The 22,561-nt window shown below is 56.0% G+C and carries 17 protein-coding genes; 14 read left to right on the top strand and 3 right to left on the bottom strand.

Features of this window, described 5'->3' with window-relative positions; all coding sequences use genetic code 11:
* Positions 1-130 precede the first annotated feature (130 nt).
* The 4 genes from K3729_13200 (at position 131) to K3729_13185 (ending at position 7,822) form a co-directional block, all read left to right on the top strand.
* Complete coding sequence (locus tag K3729_13200) at positions 131-2,860, top strand: hypothetical protein (protein UWQ98405.1); 2,730 nt, start codon at positions 131-133, stop codon at positions 2,858-2,860.
* A gap of 157 nt (positions 2,861-3,017) precedes the next feature.
* The gene (locus K3729_13195; GenBank protein UWQ98404.1) at positions 3,018-4,316 is read left to right on the top strand and encodes a TolC family protein; all 1,299 of its coding nucleotides are present in this window, start codon (positions 3,018-3,020) and stop codon (positions 4,314-4,316) included.
* 167 nt (positions 4,317-4,483) lie between these two features.
* Positions 4,484-6,649 carry an ATP-binding cassette domain-containing protein gene (locus K3729_13190; protein UWR01052.1) on the top strand — a complete coding sequence of 722 codons (2,166 nt, stop codon included), beginning with the start codon at positions 4,484-4,486 and terminating at the stop codon, positions 6,647-6,649.
* Positions 6,650-6,652: 3 nt separating this feature from the next.
* The gene (locus tag K3729_13185) at positions 6,653-7,822 is read left to right on the top strand and encodes an HlyD family efflux transporter periplasmic adaptor subunit (GenBank protein UWQ98403.1); all 1,170 of its coding nucleotides are present in this window, start codon (positions 6,653-6,655) and stop codon (positions 7,820-7,822) included.
* 779 nt (positions 7,823-8,601) lie between these two features.
* Here the strand turns inward: K3729_13185 and arsB are convergent.
* Both arsB and K3729_13175 read right to left on the bottom strand, forming a co-directional pair.
* Positions 8,602-9,615, bottom strand: a complete 1,014-nt coding sequence (arsB, locus tag K3729_13180) for an ACR3 family arsenite efflux transporter (protein UWQ98402.1) — start codon at positions 9,613-9,615, stop codon at positions 8,602-8,604.
* Between the two features lie 22 nt (positions 9,616-9,637).
* Complete coding sequence (locus tag K3729_13175; protein UWQ98401.1) at positions 9,638-10,396, bottom strand: SDR family oxidoreductase; 759 nt, start codon at positions 10,394-10,396, stop codon at positions 9,638-9,640.
* Between the two features lie 62 nt (positions 10,397-10,458).
* Here K3729_13175 and K3729_13170 point away from each other — a divergent pair, with 62 nt between their 5' ends.
* From K3729_13170 to K3729_13145, 6 genes are all read left to right on the top strand, one after another.
* Positions 10,459-10,908 carry an isoprenylcysteine carboxylmethyltransferase family protein gene (locus K3729_13170; protein ID UWQ98400.1) on the top strand — a complete coding sequence of 150 codons (450 nt, stop codon included), beginning with the start codon at positions 10,459-10,461 and terminating at the stop codon, positions 10,906-10,908.
* 99 nt (positions 10,909-11,007) lie between these two features.
* On the top strand, positions 11,008-12,582 hold the full coding sequence (locus tag K3729_13165; protein UWQ98399.1) for a Re/Si-specific NAD(P)(+) transhydrogenase subunit alpha: 1,575 nt from the start codon (positions 11,008-11,010) through the stop codon (positions 12,580-12,582).
* 12 nt (positions 12,583-12,594) lie between these two features.
* Complete coding sequence (locus K3729_13160; protein ID UWQ98398.1) at positions 12,595-14,028, top strand: NAD(P)(+) transhydrogenase (Re/Si-specific) subunit beta; 1,434 nt, start codon at positions 12,595-12,597, stop codon at positions 14,026-14,028.
* A 90-nt stretch (positions 14,029-14,118) separates the two neighbouring features.
* Entirely contained in the window at positions 14,119-14,760 is a 642-nt protein-coding gene (locus tag K3729_13155) for a hypothetical protein (protein ID UWQ98397.1), read from the top strand.
* Positions 14,761-15,081: 321 nt separating this feature from the next.
* On the top strand, positions 15,082-15,669 hold the full coding sequence (locus tag K3729_13150) for a hypothetical protein (GenBank protein ID UWQ98396.1): 588 nt from the start codon (positions 15,082-15,084) through the stop codon (positions 15,667-15,669).
* Between the two features lie 167 nt (positions 15,670-15,836).
* Positions 15,837-16,487 (top strand): hypothetical protein, encoded by a 651-nt coding sequence (locus tag K3729_13145; GenBank protein UWQ98395.1) that lies wholly within the window; start codon positions 15,837-15,839, stop codon positions 16,485-16,487.
* Between the two features lie 2 nt (positions 16,488-16,489).
* Here K3729_13145 and K3729_13140 read toward each other — a convergent pair whose 3' ends face one another.
* On the bottom strand, positions 16,490-17,071 hold the full coding sequence (locus tag K3729_13140) for a pseudouridine synthase (GenBank protein ID UWQ98394.1): 582 nt from the start codon (positions 17,069-17,071) through the stop codon (positions 16,490-16,492).
* 236 nt (positions 17,072-17,307) lie between these two features.
* Between K3729_13140 and K3729_13135 the strand changes: the two genes are divergently transcribed.
* From K3729_13135 to K3729_13120, 4 genes are all read left to right on the top strand, one after another.
* Positions 17,308-18,423 carry a TauD/TfdA family dioxygenase gene (locus K3729_13135; GenBank protein UWQ98393.1) on the top strand — a complete coding sequence of 372 codons (1,116 nt, stop codon included), beginning with the start codon at positions 17,308-17,310 and terminating at the stop codon, positions 18,421-18,423.
* A 266-nt stretch (positions 18,424-18,689) separates the two neighbouring features.
* Positions 18,690-19,862, top strand: coding sequence for a type III PLP-dependent enzyme (locus K3729_13130; protein ID UWQ98392.1), 1,173 nt, complete (start codon positions 18,690-18,692; stop codon positions 19,860-19,862).
* Positions 19,863-19,988: 126 nt separating this feature from the next.
* Positions 19,989-21,269, top strand: coding sequence for a DUF3422 domain-containing protein (locus K3729_13125; GenBank protein UWQ98391.1), 1,281 nt, complete (start codon positions 19,989-19,991; stop codon positions 21,267-21,269).
* 102 nt (positions 21,270-21,371) lie between these two features.
* Positions 21,372-22,535, top strand: a complete 1,164-nt coding sequence (locus K3729_13120; GenBank protein UWQ98390.1) for an amidohydrolase — start codon at positions 21,372-21,374, stop codon at positions 22,533-22,535.
* Positions 22,536-22,561: the final 26 nt, after the last annotated feature.

Genomic DNA, 22,561 nt, shown 5'->3' with positions numbered 1-22,561 from the left:
ACGTTTTTCGAATCGGGCAAAAGTATGTCATTTTCCCCCTAGATTTGGTGAATCTCACCCGCTAACGTCTCCGTAATCAAAATAAGCGTGTCCCGTTAGATGGCCATGCACGAGGCGGAGTAGAGTTATTATGTCAGCGATTGATTTCGTTGTCCGCGGTGACGCGGGCGTTACACAACGTGGGTCCCTTGGTGGGGCTGACGGCACATCCATTGTTGCGGGTGCGGGCCAAGACGTCTCGTTAAACCTCAGCCGTGGGGATATCCTTTCATACGTACGTCAAGGTCAGGCGCTGCAGGTTACGCTTGTAGATGGTACTGTATTGACGGTTGAAGGCTTCTTTACGCCAGAAGGCGAAGCCATTGCGGACCTGTTCATCTCCGCGAACGGTACATTGGCGCAGGCTGAATTGGTCGCGGGCGAAGGCAACTTGCTGTTCGCGCAATACGTTGACGCCGACAGCTTCGGTAAGTGGAGCCCTGACGACGATCTTTACTTTGTGCGCGGCTCAGACGTGCAGCTTGCAGGTGTCGTGCCTGCGGATGAAGCAGCGGCAAGCCAGCTTGGCGGCGCGTTGCTTGGTGGTATCGCAGGCATCCCAGCGCTTGGCGCTGGTGCGGCAGCACTTGGCGGTTCGCTTTTGCTGGCAGGTGCTGGTGGTGGCGACGATGGCGGTGACGGTGATGTTGCTGGTGACGGCGATACGGGCGGTGATCCAGATCCAACAGATCCTACCGACCCTGTTGATCCGACGGACCCAACCGATCCTACTGATCCAACCGACCCTGTTGATCCGGTCGATCCGGTTATCGATCCACCAGTCGTAACAATCTCCGACGGTACGGAAAGCGTTGGTCACACAGTAAACGCCGAAGATTACGCAGATGGCGTGACAATCGGTGGTACTGGTACGCCAAACACATCCGGCACAATCACAGTCGGCGATGTGACACAAGACATCACAACTGATGAGAATGGCGACTGGACTGCGGAATTCACGCAGGACGAAGTTGCTGGCGGCGAATACCAAGAAGACGTCACTGTGACGTTGACCAACGAAGGTGGCTCAACAACATCCACGGATGTTCTGGTTGTCGACACAATCGCAAGCGTCACAATCGAAACAAGTACTGTTGAAGGCAACGGCGAAATCAACTTCGTCGAAGAATCCGATGGCTTTACGCTGACAGGGACTGTTGAGGAAAACTCAAGCGTGACTGTGTCTTTTGGTGGCAACACATATGACGCAGTTGTATCCGGGTCCTCTTGGTCCTTGGCGGTTGACGCTGGTGTGATCGCGCAGGGCGAATATGACCTGAACGTTTCCGTCAACGCGACAGACGCTTACGGCAATACAGCATCTACGTCCGGTACTGTTGCGATTGATACGGTAACAGACGTGACTGTTGATACGACAGCGGTCGGCGGTGCCGATAACACTGTGAACGCAGCCGAGCACCCAAGTGGTGTTGAACTGACTGGTCTGGCCGAAGCGGGCGCATCCGTTGTGGTCACGTTGGGCACAGTATCCCACACAGTAACGGCAACATCATCCGGTACTTGGACGTCTGTCTTCACAAGCAGTGAAGTTCCAACTGGTGAACTTTCACTGAATGTGACTGCTGTATCCACTGATCTTGCGGGCAACACAGCTACAGCTACTGGTACAGTGACAATCGACACTGAAATCGACGTTACTGTGACTGAAAACGCAGGCGGCGCGGACAGCGTTGTAAACGCAGCCGAGCGTAGCGATAGCTTCTCCTTCTCTGGTCAAACAGATGCGGGCGCACAAGTTTCCGTTGTCTTCGAAGGTCAAACACAGATCGTGACAGCCGGCGCTGACGGGTCTTGGACTGCAAACTATACAGGTGTGAACCTGCCAGACGATTCAGAAGGCACTGCGCAAGTCACTGTGACTGCAACAGATGCGGCTGGTAACTCTGACTCTGCGACCACGACTGTGGCCTACGACACATGGGTGAACAAACTTGAATTTGCAGACGGCGCGATTGAGGGTGACAACGTCATCAATAATGCCGAAGCATCTGACGGTGTGACGCTGAACGGTGTGGTTGAAGCTGGTTCAACCGTGATGGTTGCCTTCGGTAGCGTATCTCAGGCAGCGACAGTGAACAGCGCAGGCGCTTGGACGGTTGAGTTTACAGCCGCACAAATGGCGACAATCGCTGCAGGCCAAGCTGATGACTTTGAAGCAAACATCGTTGTCACAGCGACTGACGCGGCGGGTAACGTCGACTCTATCTCTGAAACCGTGACAGTCGATCTGGTTGCACCAGATGCAGCTGATGTCATTGCGGTCACCACATCTGAAGCAGGTGTTACATCAACGGAAGTTGTTGGGGTGGACAGCAATACAGCCTTCGATCAGTTTGTGAACGGTGCAGATAGCGCTGCGACCATCGATCTGCTTGGCAACTTCGGCGATACGCACTTCTTTGAAGCAGGCGACACGATCCCTGACGGATCTCACCTGTTGGTCACGAACAGCGATGCGGCTGGTAACTCTACCTCCACATTGGTTGTTCTGCAGGATACGGCATCGCTTGACCTGTCTTCCGGTGCTTTGGGTGACTTCAATGTCGCTGAAATCAACCTTGAGACAACAAACGGTGTGAACCTCGAAATCACTGCCGATCAGCTGCGTGCTCTGTCTGCGGACAGCGATAGCCTGATCATCCACGGTGATGACAACGACAGCGTCACAATGGCTGAACTCAACGGTGTTGCAGCGTCTGGTACCGAAACCATCGACGGTCAGACATACAGCGTCTACGAACTGGGTGACGATACAAGCCTTGTCATCGACGACGCAATCGCGCTGAACCCAGTCGTCTAAGCCGACAACGACAAGATCAATCCCGAGGGCGGCGACAAAAGATCGCCCCGGGATACCCCCTCAAAGATCACGCAAAGTTGGTCGAGGGATTAGGGCAAGTTTTGGCAGGTAGTGGGGCAGGCACGTGTATGGCTGGTGTAATCTAAAAAGTGTTTTGATGCTGACATGCGTCGCAAGTCTATCCGCGTGTATGGATGGCAGTGCAGGTGTCACAAGGGCGTCCAACACATTCGCGGCAGATGGCGATGGCGCCGTTCAAGCCGCACCGCAGGCAGCACTTGATGCGAACCTGCAAGACGGGACACAATCCCCGATCATCGAAGGTCTTCTGAATCGCCGCTCGGTCTTAGGCAATGGGTCCTATGATCAAGTGGCTGATGCTGTTTTGGCGGCTAACTCTCGCGCGGCTGAGGCTGATCTGCGCGCCGCGACTTTGCGCTCTGAGGCGCGTGCATCGAACTGGTTGCCGACCCTTGGTCCAAACGTATCGCTGACATCGCTCGGCACTGTTGTGACCCAATTGGTGGTCGAGCAGGTGTTGTTTGATAACGGCAAGAAGCGCGCTGAACGTGAATACGCCCAAGCGGATGTCGAAGTTGCAGCCGTGGCGCTGGCCCAAGATACCAACGACCGTGTCATGACGGCGCTGGGTCTATACCTGAACGCCGAAGTCGCAAAGGCCAAGGCAGGCGTGAACGCTGCCGCGATGCAGCAGATGGAACGCTACGAATATGTGATGTCTGAACGGGTCCGCGGTGGGGTGTCATCCCGCGTTGATCACCAGATCGTCCAACAGAAATTAAACCAGATGCAGGCTGATATGGCGTCCGATCGCGAAGCGGCGGCATCTGCTTTTGCGGAACTGAATGCGATGTCCGCGGCACCATTGGACGGCGTGTCTGGCATTTCCAGCATTGGTCAGCCCGGTCCCGGCGCTGAACCTTTAACTGTCATGAAGGCTCAAGCAGAAGCGCAACGCGCTGTTGCTGAGGCCACAGCGGCCCGTGCGGGATTCCTCCCGTCCCTCACGGCGTCCGCTGGAATTGGTTCAGGCGGCAGTGATGGCGGCCTGAATTTGGGATCCGACAACGGATTTGGCTTCGGAACAGGCGCGTCATTGGAAGCCTTGGAAGCGTCGCAAGCTGCTGCTGCGGCCCGTGTTGGTCAGGTGCGTGAAAACGCGAACCGGTCTTTGCAGTCACTGCAAACCGAACTTGCATCTTTGCGCCGTCAAGAAGCCCAAGCCCAGTCGCTTGCCGCCCAAGCGGCCAGCAACTTTACACTCTTTTCTGAACAACAGCGGTCCGGCCATCGGTCAGTCCCCGAAGTTGTCGGTATTTTTGAAACCAAGGTCCGCACAGAACGCGAAGCGGTGGCCCTGAAATATGACATCGCCCGTACTGAGCTGGAAATCGCAGCCCTGATGGGATCCTTGGTGAACGGAGAACAAATATGAGCGGTCCTATTCTTGCATTCGACATGAACGCATCCCGTGGGGCCAAGCTGACAAGGATCAAACCAAAGCAGGTTCCTGCGGACGAAGCGATTGATGGCGGCCAACCGGTCACGCCGAAAGTTGCGGCACCACATCCGGACAAGGCCGAACATGCATCCCCGGAAAAGATGGATCTGCCAAAGCCGGACGTCGTTGAAACCGCCAAAGAACTGGCGACACCTGCGGCGTTGTACACCGACGCAGCAGCGGAACGGGCAAATCTTGCGTCCGCTTATGCAGCTGTGCTGGGTGTTGATCTGCCAAAGACAGATATGCTGGAACGGATCACGGCTGCAGGCGGTGGTGATCTGACTGGCGCCGAAATCGCCAAAGCGCTCGAAGGCGCGGGCCTTGTCGCAATGGTGAAACCTGCACAAGTGGACCGTATTTCTTGGCCTGCACTGGCCGAAATGACCAACGGCGAACTGGTTCTGGTTCTGGAACAAGTCGCTGATACGATTATTGTTTACGATGCGGCATCCGCTGATAACCGCACCGAAGTTGACGTTTTGGATTTCACGCCTGTCTTTACAGGCAACGTGATCCGCGCTGATGTCGCCGTGACCGAATTGAACCGCCGCCACGCCAATGAAGGCCAGAAAGAACATTGGTTCTGGGGCGAAGTCAAAAAGCTGCGCCGCATCATGTTCGAAGTGGCTTTGGGATCTTTTGTCGCGAACCTGTTGGCTGTCGCAGTCGCGCTGTTCTCCTTGCAGGTCTATGACCGCGTGATCCCGCACCAGTCCACAGCAACCCTATGGGTGCTAGCAATTGGTGCTGGCTGCGCGATGCTGCTCGAAGCATTCCTGCGGATCGCACGTGCCCGTCTGATGGATGGGGCAGGGCGCAAGGTTGAACTGCGTATTCAGACGCTGTTGATGGACAAATTGCTCGGCATGCAGGCCGGCCTGAAAGGTCAGACACCGTCTGGCACCTTCGCAGCGGTCCGTGAATTTTCGTCGATCCGTGAATTCTTTACAGCGTCCACCATTGGCACACTGACCGACTTACCATTCATCGTGCTGTTCTTGGCACTTGTGGCATCCATCGGCGGCAACGTCGTGTGGGTTCTGTTCGCGGGTGGCATCCTGATGGTGCTGCCGTCGTTCTTTATGCAAAAGAAAATGATGAAGCTGACGATGGCCACACAGGGTGCGTCAACCAAATCATCGCGTCTGTTGCACGAAGCGATCTACGACGCCGACACGATCAAAGCCCAACGGGGCGAAGAACGTTTCCGCCGTCTTTGGGGTGAATTTTCTGCCCTTTCGTCATTGGCAACATCCGAACAGCGCAAACTGTCCAGCACCCTGACATTCTGGAGCCAAGGCGTACAGCAGGCGACCTATGTGTCCGCTGTTGTTGTCGGCACGTTCATGGTGTTCCAAGGCCAGTTCACCGTCGGGACAATCATCGCCGTGGGTATTCTGACATCGCGGACATTGGGTCCATTGACGCAGCTCGCCGCAACTTTGGCCCGCTGGTCTAATGTCAAAGCCGCACTCGAGGCTCTGGACGGAATCGCAGAGGCCCCACAAGACGTCGAAGAAGGCCGCACATACCTGCGTAAGGAAACATTGAAAGGCGGCTACGAGCTGCGCGAAATGTCCTACACCTATGACGAAGACGCGGCCAACACGATTGATATCCCGGCACTTTCCATCAAACCGGGCCAGCACGTTGCGATCCTTGGGGCGAACGGGTCTGGTAAATCAACGTTGCTGAAAGTTCTGTCTGGTCTGCACCGCCCTTCCAAAGGCCGTGTTCTGATCGACGGTGTGGACATGGGGCAAGTCATGGCGCGTGATCTGCGTCGTAGCGTTGGTTACCTGTCACAGGAAGTACGTCTGTTCGCGGGCACATTGCGCGAGAACCTGAACCTGACCTTGCTAGAACGCGACGACGAACGCCTGTTGGCATCGCTCGACTTTGCTGGTCTCGGCCCGTTTGTGCGCAACCACCCCAAAGGGCTCGATCTGGAAATCCGTGATGGCGGGGAAGGCCTGTCCATCGGTCAACGCCAGTCAATTGGTTGGGCACGTCTGTGGCTGCAAGATCCGAAGGTCTGTCTGCTGGACGAACCAACTGCGGCGCTTGATCAGACGCTTGAAGCCACTTTGGTGGACCGCCTGCACGCATGGCTTGACGGTCGCACTGCGATTATCGCGACACACCGTGTGCCGATCCTCGCTCTGACAGACCGCACAATGATCCTGCAAAACGGACGTTTGATGGTCGATGGGCCACGTGATGAGGTGCTCGCGCATCTCCAAAAAGAAAAGAAGGCAGGGTAAACCATGGCCACAGTCGACGCAGAATTTTCCGGCAAAATGCAAGGTTCCAGCATGACCATTTGGTTGGTTGGTGCAACGGTTCTTGTTTTCCTCGCATGGGCGAAATTCGCCTTTCTTGATGAAATTGTAAGGGCCGAAGGCGAAGTCGTATCAGCGTCTCGTCCCCAGATTATCCAAAACCTTGAAGGTGGTATTCTGGCAGAACTGCTGGTCGGTGAAGGTCAGATTGTCGAACAAGGTGATGTTATCGCGAAACTGCGCGGCACAAACTTCCTGACGTCGGTTGCTGATCTGGAAGACCAGATTTTGGCCTTGGAAGTGCGGCGTTTGCGGCTCGAAGCTGAAATTGCCGGTGCTTACGAATTCACGGTTCCGACCGAGATCGCAGAGCGCAGCCCCGAAATCGTGGCGTCCGAGCGTGCCCTTTTGGCTGCCCGCCAGACAGATTACGCATCCAAGGTCGAAGGCGCACGTCGTGTGATGCTGGAAACCAAGCGTGAACTTGACCTTATGGAAGACATGCTTGCCCGTGAAATCGTGGCCTTGATCGAAGCAACCAAGGCTCGCAAAGCGCATGCCGACGCTGAAATCAAGTTCAATGAAATTGTGACCGGTGCCGAATTGGAACGCGCAGCGGGCTATTCCGAGACGTTGCAAGAACTTGCGCAACTGGGTCAAAGCTTGCGCCAAGCCAACGACCAATTGTCCCGTACAGTGATCACATCCCCAATGCGCGGCGTCGTGAACAACCTGTCGATCACAACAATCGGCGGCGTTGTCCGTCCTGGCGAGGAAATAGCGCAGATCACACCACTGGGGGATGAGCTGTTTGTCGAAGCCCGCGTAAAACCACAAGACGTGGCCAACGTTGTGGCGGGGCAGCGCGCGACGATCAAATTCTCGGCCTATGACTACACGATCTACGGTTCCATGTCGGGCGAGGTACAATTTGTCAGCGCCGACACGTTCAAGGACGACCGCCAGCCAGACGCAGACCCCCACTACAAAGTGACCCTGCGTGTGGATCGCGACAACCTTGATCAACGCCAAAGCCAGATCGCGATGCGTCCTGGTTTGCAGGCTGCGGTGGAACTGCACACAGGCGAAAAGTCGGTGCTGCAATATCTGACCAAACCGCTGTACCGGTCACGCGAGGCGCTGCACGAGCCGTAAAGACAGAATTTGTAAAGGTCCGCTAAGCAGGACAAAATAGACCTTAAGTTGAGTTCATCTCGGTCGGAGAACGCCCCCACGCCTTATCAAGCCCCACACAATAAAGCGGTCGGAGAATCTTCTTAGAAGTTGGGGTACAAGTGCAAGTGATATCACCCAAAGAACATCGATCGCCACAGCAACGAATACTTCGTTCAAGACTCCTCTTAGGATTAACACGGCACCATGTACTTTGGCCGCATAGGCCCTAAAGCGATCTGAATTTAGGTGAGACCATTGCCAGATTGCGCGTGAAGTTTGAACTTCTCGAACGTTGCGAAATGCGACAAACCCGAGACCTACTATGATCGGAGCAAAGGTGAATAGGCGATGCACGAAATTTTGGTTATCAATGAAGGCAATTAGCCCAATTGACATGAGCCATAGTAGGATGCTGCCGCTTGCAACGAAGGTTCGGTCAGGTTGCTTCTGCTCAAAGGTATTCCGGATCATTTGGTATACCTGCCGTCCCCAAAGGAACGTTATATAGCATATCACCGTTAGTTCCAGTCTGGGTACTGACAGTGAATTTTTGTCAAAGAGACTTGTAACGAAATATGCCAACAAAAGAACGACAGAAGCGCCATATGCACCTGTATATGCCCTTACCTTGAATTTGGCTTTGTTACGGAAACCCAATCCATCATCCATGTGTGGAGCTTATCCAACGAAATTGTTCATAATATGCATTCTTCATGTTGCTTAAAGCAGCGCCACTTCGGGCTCTAAGCAGACAGTCTTCATCCCGCCCCGAAACGCGCCCGTGTTCTGTTTGCGAACGCCACAAGCGTTAGCATCACGGGGACTTCAACCAAGACTCCTACAACCGTTGCTAGTGCCGCCCCTGAATTAAGCCCGAACAGGCTGATCGCCACGGCCACCGCCAGTTCAAAGAAGTTTGACGTCCCGATCAGCGCGCAAGGTGCGGCGATCCGGTGTGGGACTTTCATCGCAAATGCTGCCGCATAGGCAATCGCGAAGATACCATAGCTTTGCAGGATGATCGGCACCGCGATCAATACGATCACGAATGGCTTGGCGACGATGGTCTGGCCCTGCAGGCCGAACAGGATCATCACCGTGACGATCAGGCCCACAACGGAATAGGGCTTCACCCGCGCTTGGAACGCGTCGATTGCGGCCTCAGACCCGAGCTTCGCGCGTGTGATCAGCCCCGCCACCAACGGCAAGGCAATGAACAGGATCACGGACAACACCAGCGTGGACCACGGCACCGTGATATCCGTCACACCCAGCAAGAACGCCACGATAGGCGCGAAGGCGATGACCATGATCAGATCGTTCACTGACACTTGCAGCAGCGTGTAGGTTTCATCGCCACGCGTCAGTTGCGACCACACGAAAACCATCGCCGTGCAGGGTGCCGCCCCCAGCAGGATCAGGCCCGCGATGTATTGCGACGCGTCCTCGGGGGCGATCCATGGGGCAAACACTACTTCGAAGAAAAGCACCGCCAAAGCAGCCATCGTGAACGGCTTGATCAGCCAATTGACTACCAACGTGATCAGCAATCCGCGCGGTTGCTTGGCCACGTCCTTTAGCGACCGTGGATCGACGCCCACCATCATCGGGTAAACCATGGCCCAAATCAGAACAGCCACGACAAGGTTTACGCTGGCGACCTCTGCCGCTGCGATGGCGTTGATCAGGGCAGGGGCCAAGTTGCCCAGCAAGATGCCGGCCCCCATCGCCAATGCGATCCAGACAGATAGGTATTTTTCGAAGATATTCATGTGTTTGCTCTGTCTTAGGGGATTAGACCTGACCGCCTGCGATCTCGATTGTTTGGCCGTTTACACTGCGTGCACCGTCGGAACACAACCACATTGCTGCTGCAGTGACTTCGTCAACCTCCAGCAACTGCCCAGACCGGTTGCCTTTCGCGATCAACGCCCGCGCCCCGCCTTCATCAACGCCAAACCGGCGCATCAAGCCCGGTAGCTGACCTCGCACGATGTCGGTTTCCACATAACCCGGACAGAGCGCGTTGAAGGTAATCGGCGTGTTCATGTATTCTTCGCTCAGGCCACGGATCAACCCGATGACGCCATGTTTGGTCGCGGTATAAGGGATGGCGCCTTTCAACCCACGCACCCCCGCGATTGAACTGACAGCGATCATGCGGGCAGGGGTATCGGCGGGCAGCGTGGTCAGCGCCGCTTGCAATGTCAGGAAAACTCCGTCGAGGTTTGTGGTCATTGTCTTGCGCCAGTCGGCAAGGGTCGTCTTGGCAAAGGCCTTGCCTTCCGCGATGCCCGCATTCGCGACGCAAATCCGGATCGGTCCGCGCAGGGCGCTGATTGTAGCGATCCCGTCGCGCACAGATGCTTCATCAGTGACATCCATCTGCAACGCGTGCAGCCGGTCATGCGTCGCAGCAACGTCGTTTAATACATCCAAGCGCCGTCCGGTGATCGTTACCTCAGCCCCTGCGTTTGCTAAGGCGACGGCAATGTCGTGGCCAATGCCAGTCCCGCCGCCGGTCACAAGTGCGTGTTTTCCAGTATGTTCCATGCGGCGACCTTACTGCGGACCACGGGGGTGACAAGGCCGTATATTTGGATCAGGCTAAGACGATGAAATGGATTGATTTGCCTCCGGTCTGGCTGGGCCTTTTTCTGGTGCTTGTTTGGTGGGCACCGCAGTTCGGATTTGCAGCAGAACGCAACGTTCCGTGGCTCGGTTTTGTTGGCTGGGCATTGGTCGCTCTCGGCCTGTGCTTGATGATTTTGGCGGTGATGCAAATGGCGCGGCACCGTACAACGGTGATCCCGCACCTGCAGCCGTCAGCCTTGGTCAAAACGGGTATATTCGGGATCAGTCGCAACCCGATTTATTTGGGCGATGCGCTTGTTCTTGCGGGATTTGTGTTGATCTGGGATACTAGTATTTTATTTTTACTGCTGGTCCCGGCCTTCATGTTTTTGATCACAAGACGCTTCATAATGGACGAAGAAAGCCGTCTAAATCAGGCGTTTGGTGAAGAATTTGCAACCTATTGTCGGTCAACTCGTCGCTGGCTGTGAGCGCTAACATATAATTCAAATGTTTGCGCCTGTCCTTGCGCAATTTTATTTCGTTCGATACTGCAGTTGCAGCAATAACCAGAAGTGGGGGGAACGCCTGTGAAAATCGGTGCGCCAAACGAAGTCTTTCCGGGTGAAGATCGGGTCGCAATGACGCCGGCCTCGGCCAAGGATTTGCAGAAACTTGGATATGAATGTTTGATCGAAACCGGGGCTGGCCATTCTGCTGGTTTCTCGGATGCCGCTTATGAAGAAGCTGGCGTCACGATCATGAAAACGCCTGCTGCTTTGTGGAAAGCCGCCGACATCGTCGCGAAGGTCCGCCCGCCGTCGAAAGACGAAACCAAGCGGATGCGCAAAGACCAGACGCTGATCTCTTTCTTCTACCCTGCGCAGAACGCAGAGCTGATGGAAGCCGCGAACAAGAAGGGATCAACCGTCATCGCGATGGACATGGTCCCACGTATTTCGCGTGCCCAGAAGATGGACGCCCTGTCGTCCATGGCGAACATCGCGGGCTACCGCGCGGTGATCGAAGCGGGTAACAACTTTGGCCGTTTCTTTACAGGTCAGGTCACTGCCGCTGGTAAAGTGCCACCTGCTAAGGTGCTTGTTGTGGGTGCTGGTGTTGCGGGTCTTGCGGCCATCGGGACAGCGACATCGCTTGGCGCGATCACATATGCATTCGATGTGCGGCCAGAAGTGGCCGAACAAGTTGAATCCATGGGCGCTGAATTTGTCTTCCTCGATTTTGAAGAAGAGCAGACAGATGGTGCGGCCACAGGTGGCTACGCCGCTGTGTCGTCCCCTGAATTTGCGGCAGCACAGCTTGCTAAATTCCGCGAAATCGCACCGGACATCGACATCGTCATCACCACAGCCTTGATCCCGGGCCGTGACGCGCCGGAACTGTGGACCAAAGACATGGTCGACAGCATGAAACCGGGGTCTGTGATCGTTGACCTTGCTGCGGAACGCGGCGGGAACTGCAAACTGACTGTGATGGACAAGAAGATTGTCACAGACAACGGCGTGACCATCATTGGGTATACCGACTTCCCGTCACGGATGGCGGCGCAGTCTTCGACGCTTTACGCCACAAACATCCGTCACATGATGACCGATCTGACACCCGAAAAAGACGGTGTGCCAAATCACAACATGGAAGACGACGTAATCCGTGGGGCAACTGCGACGCACCAAGGCGAGATTACGTTCCCGCCACCGCCTCCGAAAGTTGCGGCCATCGCGGCCCAACCGAAGAAGGAAGCGCCAAAGGAACTGACGCCGGAAGAAAAACGCGCCGAAGAAGTCGCTGCGTTTAAGGCGCAAACCAAGAACCAAGTCACGCTGATCGCCGTTGGCGCCGCGTTGCTCTTGGCGATTGGTTTGATGGCACCGGCCAGCTTTATGCAACATTTCATCGTGTTCGTGCTTTCCGTGTTCATCGGCTTTCAAGTCATCTGGGGCGTCGCACATTCGCTGCACACACCGTTGATGGCTGTCACGAACGCGATCTCGTCCATCATCATTCTGGGGGCGTTGACCCAGATCGGATCGGGGTCTGCATTGGTCGTTATCTTGGCCGCCTTGGCCGTGTTCATGACCGGCATCAACATTTTCGGCGGCTTCCTTGTGACACGGCGTATGCTCGCCATGTTCCAAAAGTCTTAAGGGGTTAGAATTATGGATTTCGGATTTACTACAGCGGCTTACGTGGTCGCAGCCGTTCTTTTCATTCTCTCCCTCGGCGGTCTGTCTGGGCAGGAAAGCGCAAAACGTGCCGTGTGGTACGGGATTGCGGGTATGGCATTGGCGGTCTTCGCCACGCTTGTTGGGCCGGGTTCCGGTTTCTGGCTGTTGTCCCTGATCTTGATCGCGGGTGGTGGTGCAATTGGGTACCAACTGGCGACCAAAGTGCAGATGACGCAGATGCCCGAACTGGTTGCTGCGATGCACAGCCTTGTCGGTCTCGCCGCCGTGTTTGTGGGCTTTATCGCGCACTTTGAACTGAACCGCGTGATGGGAATGTCCGGAGATGAAGCGAAAGACCTTGGCACATTCGCGGCACTCTTGGCCAAGAAAACACCGGTCGAGATTAACATCCTGCGGGTTGAACTGTTCTTGGGCATCTTCATCGGTGCTGTGACCTTCACGGGGTCCGTCATCGCTTACGGCAAACTGGCGGGCAAAGTGGACTCAGCGGCGACAAAGCTGCCGGGTGGTCACATGCTGAACATCGGTGCTGCTGCTTTGTCAGTCATCACCTTGATCTGGTATTTCAACACCGGCGGGTTCTTCCCACTGTTCCTGATGACGCTCGCAGCTCTGTTTATCGGTTACCACTTGATCATGGGCATCGGCGGCGCGGATATGCCTGTCGTTGTGTCCATGCTGAACAGCTATTCAGGTTGGGCGGCTGCTGCGATTGGTTTCAGCCTTGGCAACGACCTGTTGATCGTTGTTGGCGCGCTTGTCGGTTCTTCCGGTGCGATCCTGTCTTACATTATGTGTAAGGCGATGAACCGGTCCTTCGTGTCTGTGATCTTGGGCGGCTTTGGTGGCCCAGCTGGCGAACAGATGGCCGTTGAAGGTGAACAGGTTGCAATTGATGCGGATGGCGTTGCCACAGCATTGAACGAAGCGGACAGCGTTGTGATCATTCCGGGCTACGGCATGGCGGTGGCACAGGCACAAACGGGCGTTGCGGAACTGGTGCGCAAACTGCGTGCCAAGGGCAAAAACGTGCGTTTCGCGATCCACCCAGTTGCGGGTCGTTTGCCAGGTCACATGAACGTACTGCTTGCAGAAGCCAAAGTGCCATACGACATCGTGATGGAAATGGACGAGATCAACGATGACTTCCCGGACACGGACGTCGCCATCGTGATCGGGTCCAATGACATCGTGAACCCAGCAGCCCAAGATGACCCGAACAGCCCAATCGCGGGTATGCCGGTTCTGGAATGCTGGAAAGCGAAACAGGTGTTTGTATCCAAGCGCGGGCAGGGGACAGGGTACTCCGGTATCGAAAATCCACTGTTCTTCAAAGAGAACACGCGCATGTTCTACGGAGATGCAAAAGCATCGCTAGATCTGTTGCTTCCAAAGATCGACTAAGCGATCTGAAACATTGGACGAAAGGGCCTTGCATTTTGATGCGAGGCCCTTTCTGTTTCGGTGAACGCTTTGTCAAGCTAGAGGCCGAATATGTTCCCCATGATCCGCATCGCAATGGTTGGAAGCACCTGCATTGTCCTGACTGCCTGTGGCGGCGCTGGAACGGGGAACCCACAAACACCAACGGGATTTGTCGACCGTGTTGACGCGTCCCGTGCGATGCAGGCACGTCTGGACGCGCGTTCGGCGACGGTACGCAGTGCTATGCCGAATGCAGGGCGGGCCACCTTTGACGGGTACGCCACGCTTGCAATTGATCCGACATCAGGGCCTGATATTGATCTGATCGGTGACGCCGTGCTGGCGGCCGATTTCGGTGGGGGCACGCTGACCGGACAGGTGCGTAACCTCGAAAGCGCCAGCAGGCCAATTGCGGGTGTGATCAACATCGGTACGGGGATTTCGATCATCGGCGACGACGTGGATGATAACCTGACCAATCGTGCCAATGATTGGCTCGCGACATATCGCGGCGCGCTCACGATTGGCGGGGATCGTTATGAACCCGAGGGTATGCTAACGGGCCAGTTTATCGGGACACGGACCAATCCTGCAAACGGACAAAGTGTCGTTCGCGGGATCGTTGGGCGCGATGATGACGGTTATGCGGTTGTGAACGGACGTGTGGAAGAAGTGCCCGCCGTTTTGTCAGTCGTCGCTGAGAACGGTTGAACACTGAATGCCAAGCGTTCCGGTACGGGGAACATACTCGCTTATATCGTGCTTGCGCTCATTAACCGACTGTTAAGTAAAAACTTGACTGAAACCGGAAAATACCTCAAATTTATGCTGTAATTATAGCTACTTAACCGCGTTTCTGTGCGCGTTTTGGAAACAATGTTATCCCGAGGAAGGGTTTGTTCTGTGTCTGTCATCAAATTTTCAAAAGTCGCCATGAGCGTGTCTGCCGCCGCTCTCTTTTTATCCGCGTGTAGTTCAGGCGGTTCGTCTTCAGGTGGCGGTGTTTTGTCTTCAAATGAGGTGAGCACGCGGATGTCTGCTGCAGACGCTCAAATTTTGAAAGTCATCGGCGACGGCACTGCAGACAACCCCGGTATTTCCGGTACTGCCTTCGAACGCATTCCAACCGAAGGCACTGCAGTTTATCGCGGCGTCAGCACTGTCATGATCAGCGACGGCGACAACATGGTTCTGGACGCCGTCGGCATCGCAAATGTGAACGTTGATTTCGGCGCTGCAGAAGACGCGGACGTTGTGACTGGTAACCTGCGCAACATGCGCGCAATGGACGCCGATGGTAACGCGACTTTTGTCGACGGTGAACTTCTGCTCAGCGGTGGCGAAATCGGGAAACGTCCGGACGTCGAAGGTGTTGATAACACGTCTCGTGCGAATAGCCTGTTTGCCGATTATGCGGGTAGCCTGTCTGCATTTGGCGAAACATACGGCCTTGCCGGTGAATTGCAGGGCACGCTGCGCGGAACACGCACAAACGAAGACGCACGGTCCGTGGTACGCGCGGTCGATCTGTCCGTGGCAGATGCCAGCGTCGCGGGTAGCGTGTCCGGTCTGACGGCGGACATCACCGTTGCAGCAGACAACGATTTCGTGGCTCCATAAGGGCCCGTTAACCATTTGAACCTTCCCGCTATGCTAAAGGTTAGCGGGGAGGGTCATAAGATACCTCCAGTTGTTTTTTAGGCCGCCCTCATGTGAAGAGGTACCCAGTCGTACAGGGTCCTATCCGGCGATGTAACCTAACAAACCAACCGGAGGCTCCCCCGCCGATGACTTCAAAATATGTATGCGCCAGCCTGATTGGCCTTGTGATGTTAACCGCGAATTGTGGTAAGCTGGAAGAACTCGAAGACGCACGTCAATTTGCGGATTTGGCAATCGACGCCAATCGGGTCAGAACCCGCGTACTTGGTGATCCGGTTCTCGGTCGAGAGGGGCTAAGAGGCACTGTCTGGGATGATGTCCCAACCAGCGGCAGTGCGACGTTCTTGGGAACTGTGGTCGTTGCTGCGGTATCCGCTGACAACCCTGACGCAGGTTTCGCGCTTGTAGGTCGGTCCGATGTCACCGTTGATTTTGGTCCGGGTGAAGACAATATCACCGGCACGATGGATCAGTTTCAATCGAGTAAGATCGGTGAAGGCATTCTTGATGCGTCTGGCCAGTTGCAGCTGGAAAACGGTGTCGTTGGCAATCTTGCCCCGAACCAGTTTGCCGTCGATTATTCCGGTGATGTGACTGTGGAGGGCAAGACTTATGCGATGTCCGGCGACATGTTGGGCCGCTTTCTGGGCACACGCACCGAACCTGAAGCAGGGCAAAGCACCATTCGGGCACTGTCCGCAGTCGATATCAACGGCAATGTGGAAAGCGGTGGAGAGCGGCTTGTTGGTCGCCTGAACCTGATCGCAGAAAACTAGATCTAGCGACCGCGTCTTAGCGGCGGCGTGCTCGGCACGTCGGCCGCGTCCTGCCATGTGCCGGGCGCGATGCCATCAAGGCTCCAGATGCCGACAGACCAGCGCACCAGCCGAAGAGTAGGAAAACCGATGTGTGCGGTCATACGGCGAACCTGACGGTTGCGGCCTTCAGTAATGCTGATCTTGACCCATGTATCTGGCACCGATTTACGAAAACGGACCGGCGGATCACGGTCCCACAATACAGGTGGTTCCATCAACGCGACCTTCGCGGGACGCGTGAGACCGTCCTTGAGCGTCACACCATCCCTTAACGCCTGTAGGTCGGCGTCCGTCGGGGCCCCTTCGACCTGTACGTAATACGTCTTGGGCAACTTGTGTTTGGGATTGGCGATCTGCGCTTGCAGTTTGCCGTCATCCGTCAGGACCAACAGACCTTCGCTATCCCGATCAAGCCGTCCTGCGGGATAAACCTTTGGCACATCGACAAAATCCGACAGCGTCCGCCGCTTTGTCGGGGACTTTGCATCGGTGAATTGCGACAAGACATCGAAGGGTTTGTTCAGCAGAATGGTACGGGCCATGCAACGTTCTTAGGGGGGCTTCCGCTTTTGTTCAAGCGGGCGGCGATCCAGTGATGATCGCTTGTCGAAACAGGCCAGCATCCCTATGACTGCGGCATGAGAAACGCCACACCATACGCCTTGCTTGGCGCCCGCGCTGCGGGATCGCCCTACGGCAAGACCCAAGAATGGTGGCCACCGCCCAGCCTGTGATTTTGACGATCAAACTTCAATAAAATCACATGAATGGTATGAATATGAACCTCAAAACCCTTGCGGTCCGTCCTGACGCGCTTGTCGTGACATGGCTGGACGACACGACCACGACGTTCCCGACACCTTGGCTGCGCGACAATTGCCCGTCCGGATTGCACCCTGAAACCCATGAACGTCTGCTTGATCTGCTGGAGATCGAAGAATCCCCCGTCCTGACTGCGGCACACCTAACGGATGGCACGGCGGCCCTGACCTACGCAGACGGCCACATCAGCCAGATGCCTGCGACGCTCTTGGACCAACACCGCCCCGGAACCCGTGCGCATGATGCTGCAGACATTGCTGCAACCCATTGGCGTGCCGATCACGGCGCGGACAATATTCCGCGCCATGCAGCTGCGCCAATCCTGGCAGATGATACGGCCCTTCAGGCTTGGATGTCTGATCTGGCAAGCTTTGGTTTGACAATAGTGGATCAATTGGCCGACAGCACAGATGCGGGCGTATCGGTCGCTGAACGGGTCGGTTTCCTACGTAGAACCAACTTTGGCACCACGTTCGAAGTCATCAACAAACCCGATCCAAACAATCTTGCCTATACGTCTGTTGCACTGCCGCTGCATACGGATTTGCCGAACCAAGAGGTGCCACCGGGTTATCAGTTCCTGCATTGTCTCGCGAATGAAGCAACTGGCGGTGGATCGATCTTCGCAGACGGCTTCATGATAGCCGAAGACCTGCGGGATGAAGATCCAGAGGCATTCGATTTGTTGTGCAACGTCGCAATTCCGTTCCGCTTTCATGACGGCGACGCAGACATCCGCGTTCATCGTCCCGTCATCACGCTCGGTGCCCGCGGCAACGTGATCGAAATCCGCTACAACGCGCATCTTGCTGGCATTTTCGATATGCCAGCGGATCAAATGCCGGCCTACTACCGCGCGTATCGGGCCTACATGGCCAAGACCCGCGACCCCAAATATCGCCTGACAATGAAGCTGCAAGGCGGCGAGATGGTTGTGTTCGATAACCGGCGCGTACTGCACGGGCGCGACGCGTTCGATCCATCAACTGGGTTCCGCCATTTGCATGGCTGCTACGTGGATCGGGGTGAATTCATGTCACGACTGCGGATGCTGGATGGCCCAACCGCATAGATCAAACAAGACCCGCAGGCGGCCCGATATGGGCCGCCTGTTTCCGTCACGATGGCTCTCGCAAAAATTTTGCAGCCACCTGCATTTTCCCTCTTGCGTCGAATCTCTTTTGGTCGCAAATGCACGCCCATAGACGCCAACGCACGCGCCTCTGGCCGGTGATAGTCAACGCACTCGTGTTTACGTAGCGACGGTAACGTCTCCCTTGGAACTGAGCGGTCTTCGGCGGATAAATCCGTTATGGCCGGGTCTACTGGAGATGACCCATGACTTATCACTTTGCGCCCGCTGTGGCGTCTTCTGCTGTCGATTCCCTTTCAAAACTGGATGCATTTGTTGCCCGCCGGACGTTTGATCGCCCGACATTGGTGGTCGATCTGGACCGCGTCGCGGGGCAGTACCGCGCGTTGAAAGCGGGTTTGGGCCGTGCCGACATTCACTACGCCGTCAAAGCCAACCCCGCCCGCGAAGTCATCGCGCGTTTGGTTGATCTTGGGTCGCACTTCGATGCGGCATCCAAAGCTGAAATCAAACTGTGTCTGGAAGAAGGGGCGTCACCGTCTGAAATCTCTTTCGGGAACACCATTAAACGTGCGTCCGACATCGCGTGGGCGCATAGCGAAGGTATCCGCCTGTTTGCCGCCGACGCCGACGAAGAACTGGAAAAGATTGCCGAACATGCGCCCGGCGCGTCTGTCTACATTCGCTTGATTGTCGAAACTTCTGAAGCGGACTGGCCGCTGTCGCGCAAATTCGGCTGCGACCGTGACACTGCGTTGCGCTTGCTGGACATGGCCAAAAACCTTGGTTTGAACCCAATTGGTTTTTCCTTCCACGTCGGATCACAAACACGCAAAGCAGAAATGTGGGCCCCGTCTTTGGATGCGATGTCCGCAATCTGGCACGCGGCTGTTGATGCGGGGCACGCGCTGACGTTGCTCAACATCGGTGGCGGTTTTCCGGCCTTCTATGGCGAAGCGATCGAAGCGCCGACATCCTACGCATCGCGCGTGATGGAACAGGTCACAGCGCGTTTCGGCAATGTGCAAACCATCATGGCGGAACCGGGCCGTGGTATGGTCGCAGAGGCAGGCGTGATCGTCGCCGAAGTTATGCTTGTGTCCCGCAAATCCGAACGCGACATGCACCGCTGGGTCTACCTCGACATTGGTCGGTTCTCGGGCCTTGCCGAAACCGAAGGCGAAGCAATCCGCTACCAGTTCGAAACCGCACGCGACGCGGATCCGATGGGGCCATGTATCCTTGCGGGGCCAAGCTGCGACAGTGCTGACGTGCTGTACGAAAAGCGGCCAATGCCGATGCCGCTGACCTTGAAGTCGGGCGACCGCGTCCTGATCCGCAACACGGGCGCTTATACATCGACCTATTCAAGCGTCTGCTTCAACGGTTTCCCGCCGCTGGATGTCGTTGTGATCTAAGCCAAATATGCGAAAGCTGCGTGCAGTATACAATTGTACGCAGCTAACATATTATTTTTGAACGATTTTTTCTTTACCTATCGTCAATTCGCGTTAGATTGCGTGGATCAAGGATAGGTTTACCCAATGGCGACTTTCGAAGATCACCCGCTGCGCTACACAATGGCAAACGAACTGCACGCGCGGCCATTTCCGTCGGTGGCATCGCCAAGCCGCGCTGCGTATCTCGCGCTGAAACCTGCGGCAAATGCAGCGGGGCGGGACCGCGAAGCCGATAGGGCGCATCTGATCGCCCTGTTGGATCGGTTCGGCGCGCAGCATCCGCAACCTGATGCGACCCATTATTCCGGTCAAATCGGCAAGCACATGCTGAAATGGGAAAGCCATACAGAATTCGTGACCTACACCATCTTCGGTGACGGCAACGCCGAACGCCCGTTTGACGCTGAAACCTTCGCTGTTTTTCCGCAGGATTGGCTCGATACGGCGCCGGGTGTGCGGATCACATCCGCCTTGATCCGCGTCGAAACGGCTGTGGGCGACGATGGCATCCTCGACAAAGTGGCGGATTGGTTTGTTCCAGAAAGCCTCGCGATTAGTCGCGTGTTGGATAATGGGCTGATCGTTGCTGGGGATTTCCGCATTGATGTGGGCGGACATATGCGGTTCGCGGTCTTCGCGCGCCCAGAGACGGGCCGACGTCGGACAGGGCGAGTGGTGCAACGCCTCTGCGAGATCGAAACGTACAAAGCGATGGCAATGCTTGGCCTCGCGCTCACCCGCGAAATGGGCCCCAAGATGGGTGGTATAGATCAGCGTCTTACAGCCCTTTTGGCTGACATGAGCGGGGCGGAGGCAAAGCCGGAAAAGGTCTTACAGGACCTGCTGACGGTCTCTGCGGAACTGGAAAATGTCGTGGCCCAGACGTCTTTCCGGTTTGGCGCAACAGGCGCCTACGAGACGATTGTGAACCAACGCATCGATGTGCTGCGCGAAGACAGGTTTATGGGGCGGCAAACCTTCGGTGAATTCATGATGCGCCGATTTGATCCCGCCATGCGGACCGTGAATTCGACGCAGGGCCGTCTGCAGGCCATGTCCAACAGGGCGCAACGCGCAAGCGACCTGCTGCGGACGCGGGTCGATGTGGAACGCTCTGCCCAGAACCAAGAATTGCTCACGTCGATGGACAAGCGTGCTGATCTGCAATTACGGCTGCAAAAGACGGTCGAAGGACTGTCTGTCGTCGCGATCAGTTACTACGCGGTGAACTTGGTGCTTTTTGTGATGGGGCCGCTGGAAAAGACACATGACGTGCCAAAGGCGGTGATGGCGGCCATCGCGACACCATTGGTTCTGCTTGCCGTCTGGTTGATGGTGCAGCGCATCCGTAAACACATGGAGTGACCCCGAATTTCCGCAAAAATCGGGGCTGACTACAGCCGTTTGACCGCTTGTCCTTGACGCAGGCTTTGGGCAGAGTGCAGCTAACCAAGAGGTGGACCCGATATGCCAATCAAGAACCGTTTTGCTGAACTTCTGCCAGATATCACTGCATGGCGCCGCGACCTGCACGAAAATCCGGAAATCCTGTTTGAGACGCACCGGACGGCTGGCATCGTTGCCGAAAAACTTACGGCTTTTGGGTGTGAGGAAGTGGTCACAGGCATTGGCCGCACCGGCGTTGTTGGCGTGATCAAAGGCAAAACTGATACGGCGGGCAAGGTCATTGGCCTGCGTGCCGATATGGATGCGCTGCCGATCCACGAAGAAACGGGTCTGCCTTATGCCTCCAAAACCGATGGCGCGATGCATGCCTGCGGTCACGATGGCCACACGGCGATGCTATTGGGGGCCGCGCAATATCTGGCGGAAACTCGTAATTTCGACGGCACAGTTGTTGTGATTTTCCAGCCTGCAGAAGAAGGCGGCGGTGGCGGTCGCGAGATGTGCGAAGACGGCATGATGGACCGGTTCGGCATCCAAGAAGTTTACGGCATGCACAACTGGCCGGGCCGTCCGCTTGGGTCTTTTGCGATCCGTCCGGGTCCGTTTTTTGCAGCGACCGATCAATTTGACATCACGATTGAAGGGCAGGGCGGTCACGCCGCCAAACCGCAGGAAACGATCGATCCCGTCGTCGTTTCCGCCCAAGTTGTGATGGCCCTGCAAACCATCGTCAGCCGCAATGCTGATCCTGTCGAACAGGCGGTAGTGTCGGTTACGTCAGTAGAAAGCAGTTCAAAGGCGTTCAACGTCATCGCTCAGTCCGTTCAGCTTAAGGGCACAATCCGCACGCTGACGCCCGAAGTACGGGCCTTGGCGGAAGACCGTCTGCATAGGATCGTAAACGCAACCTGCGAAGCTTACGGGGCAACCGCCAAGATCACCTACTACAAAGGCTACCCGCCGATGGTAAACCACGCGGCCCAGACTGAATTTGCGGCCAAAGTTGCCACCGATGTGGCTGGTGCGTGTGATGAGGCCCCGTTGATCATGGGCGGCGAAGATTTCGCTTACATGCTCGAAGAACGTCCCGGTGCGTATATTCTGGTCGGTAACGGCGACACGGCAGCGGTGCATAATGCGGCCTACAACTTCAGCGACGAAGCCATCCCAGCGGGCTGTTCGTGGTGGGCCGAGATCGTTGAACAGCGGATGCCAGCGGCTTAGATAGACATAAGGCGCGCTACAAAACG

The sequence above is a fragment of the Rhodobacteraceae bacterium S2214 genome (assembly GCA_025141675.1).
GTDB lineage: Bacteria > Pseudomonadota > Alphaproteobacteria > Rhodobacterales > Rhodobacteraceae > Yoonia.
The sequence above is the reverse complement of the archived record's forward strand: the minus strand, read 5'-3'. Positions and strand labels throughout refer to the sequence as shown.

Bases quoted from the DNA above. Each gene is read 5' to 3' on its own strand.
- K3729_13200 (UWQ98405.1), top strand. From the start codon at position 131: ATGTCAGCGATTGATTTCGTTGTCCGCGGTGACGCGGGCGTTACACAA.
- K3729_13195 (UWQ98404.1), top strand. From the start codon at position 3,018: ATGCTGACATGCGTCGCAAGTCTATCCGCGTGTATGGATGGCAGTGCA.
- K3729_13190 (UWR01052.1), top strand. From the start codon at position 4,484: ATGGATCTGCCAAAGCCGGACGTCGTTGAAACCGCCAAAGAACTGGCG.
- K3729_13185 (UWQ98403.1), top strand. From the start codon at position 6,653: ATGGCCACAGTCGACGCAGAATTTTCCGGCAAAATGCAAGGTTCCAGC.
- arsB (UWQ98402.1), bottom strand. From the start codon at position 9,615: ATGAATATCTTCGAAAAATACCTATCTGTCTGGATCGCATTGGCGATG.
- K3729_13175 (UWQ98401.1), bottom strand. From the start codon at position 10,396: ATGGAACATACTGGAAAACACGCACTTGTGACCGGCGGCGGGACTGGC.
- K3729_13170 (UWQ98400.1), top strand. From the start codon at position 10,459: ATGAAATGGATTGATTTGCCTCCGGTCTGGCTGGGCCTTTTTCTGGTG.
- K3729_13160 (UWQ98398.1), top strand. From the start codon at position 12,595: ATGGATTTCGGATTTACTACAGCGGCTTACGTGGTCGCAGCCGTTCTT.
- K3729_13155 (UWQ98397.1), top strand. From the start codon at position 14,119: ATGTTCCCCATGATCCGCATCGCAATGGTTGGAAGCACCTGCATTGTC.
- K3729_13150 (UWQ98396.1), top strand. From the start codon at position 15,082: ATGTCTGCTGCAGACGCTCAAATTTTGAAAGTCATCGGCGACGGCACT.
- K3729_13145 (UWQ98395.1), top strand. From the start codon at position 15,837: ATGACTTCAAAATATGTATGCGCCAGCCTGATTGGCCTTGTGATGTTA.
- K3729_13140 (UWQ98394.1), bottom strand. From the start codon at position 17,071: ATGGCCCGTACCATTCTGCTGAACAAACCCTTCGATGTCTTGTCGCAA.
- K3729_13135 (UWQ98393.1), top strand. From the start codon at position 17,308: ATGAACCTCAAAACCCTTGCGGTCCGTCCTGACGCGCTTGTCGTGACA.
- K3729_13130 (UWQ98392.1), top strand. From the start codon at position 18,690: ATGACTTATCACTTTGCGCCCGCTGTGGCGTCTTCTGCTGTCGATTCC.
- K3729_13125 (UWQ98391.1), top strand. From the start codon at position 19,989: ATGGCGACTTTCGAAGATCACCCGCTGCGCTACACAATGGCAAACGAA.
- K3729_13120 (UWQ98390.1), top strand. From the start codon at position 21,372: ATGCCAATCAAGAACCGTTTTGCTGAACTTCTGCCAGATATCACTGCA.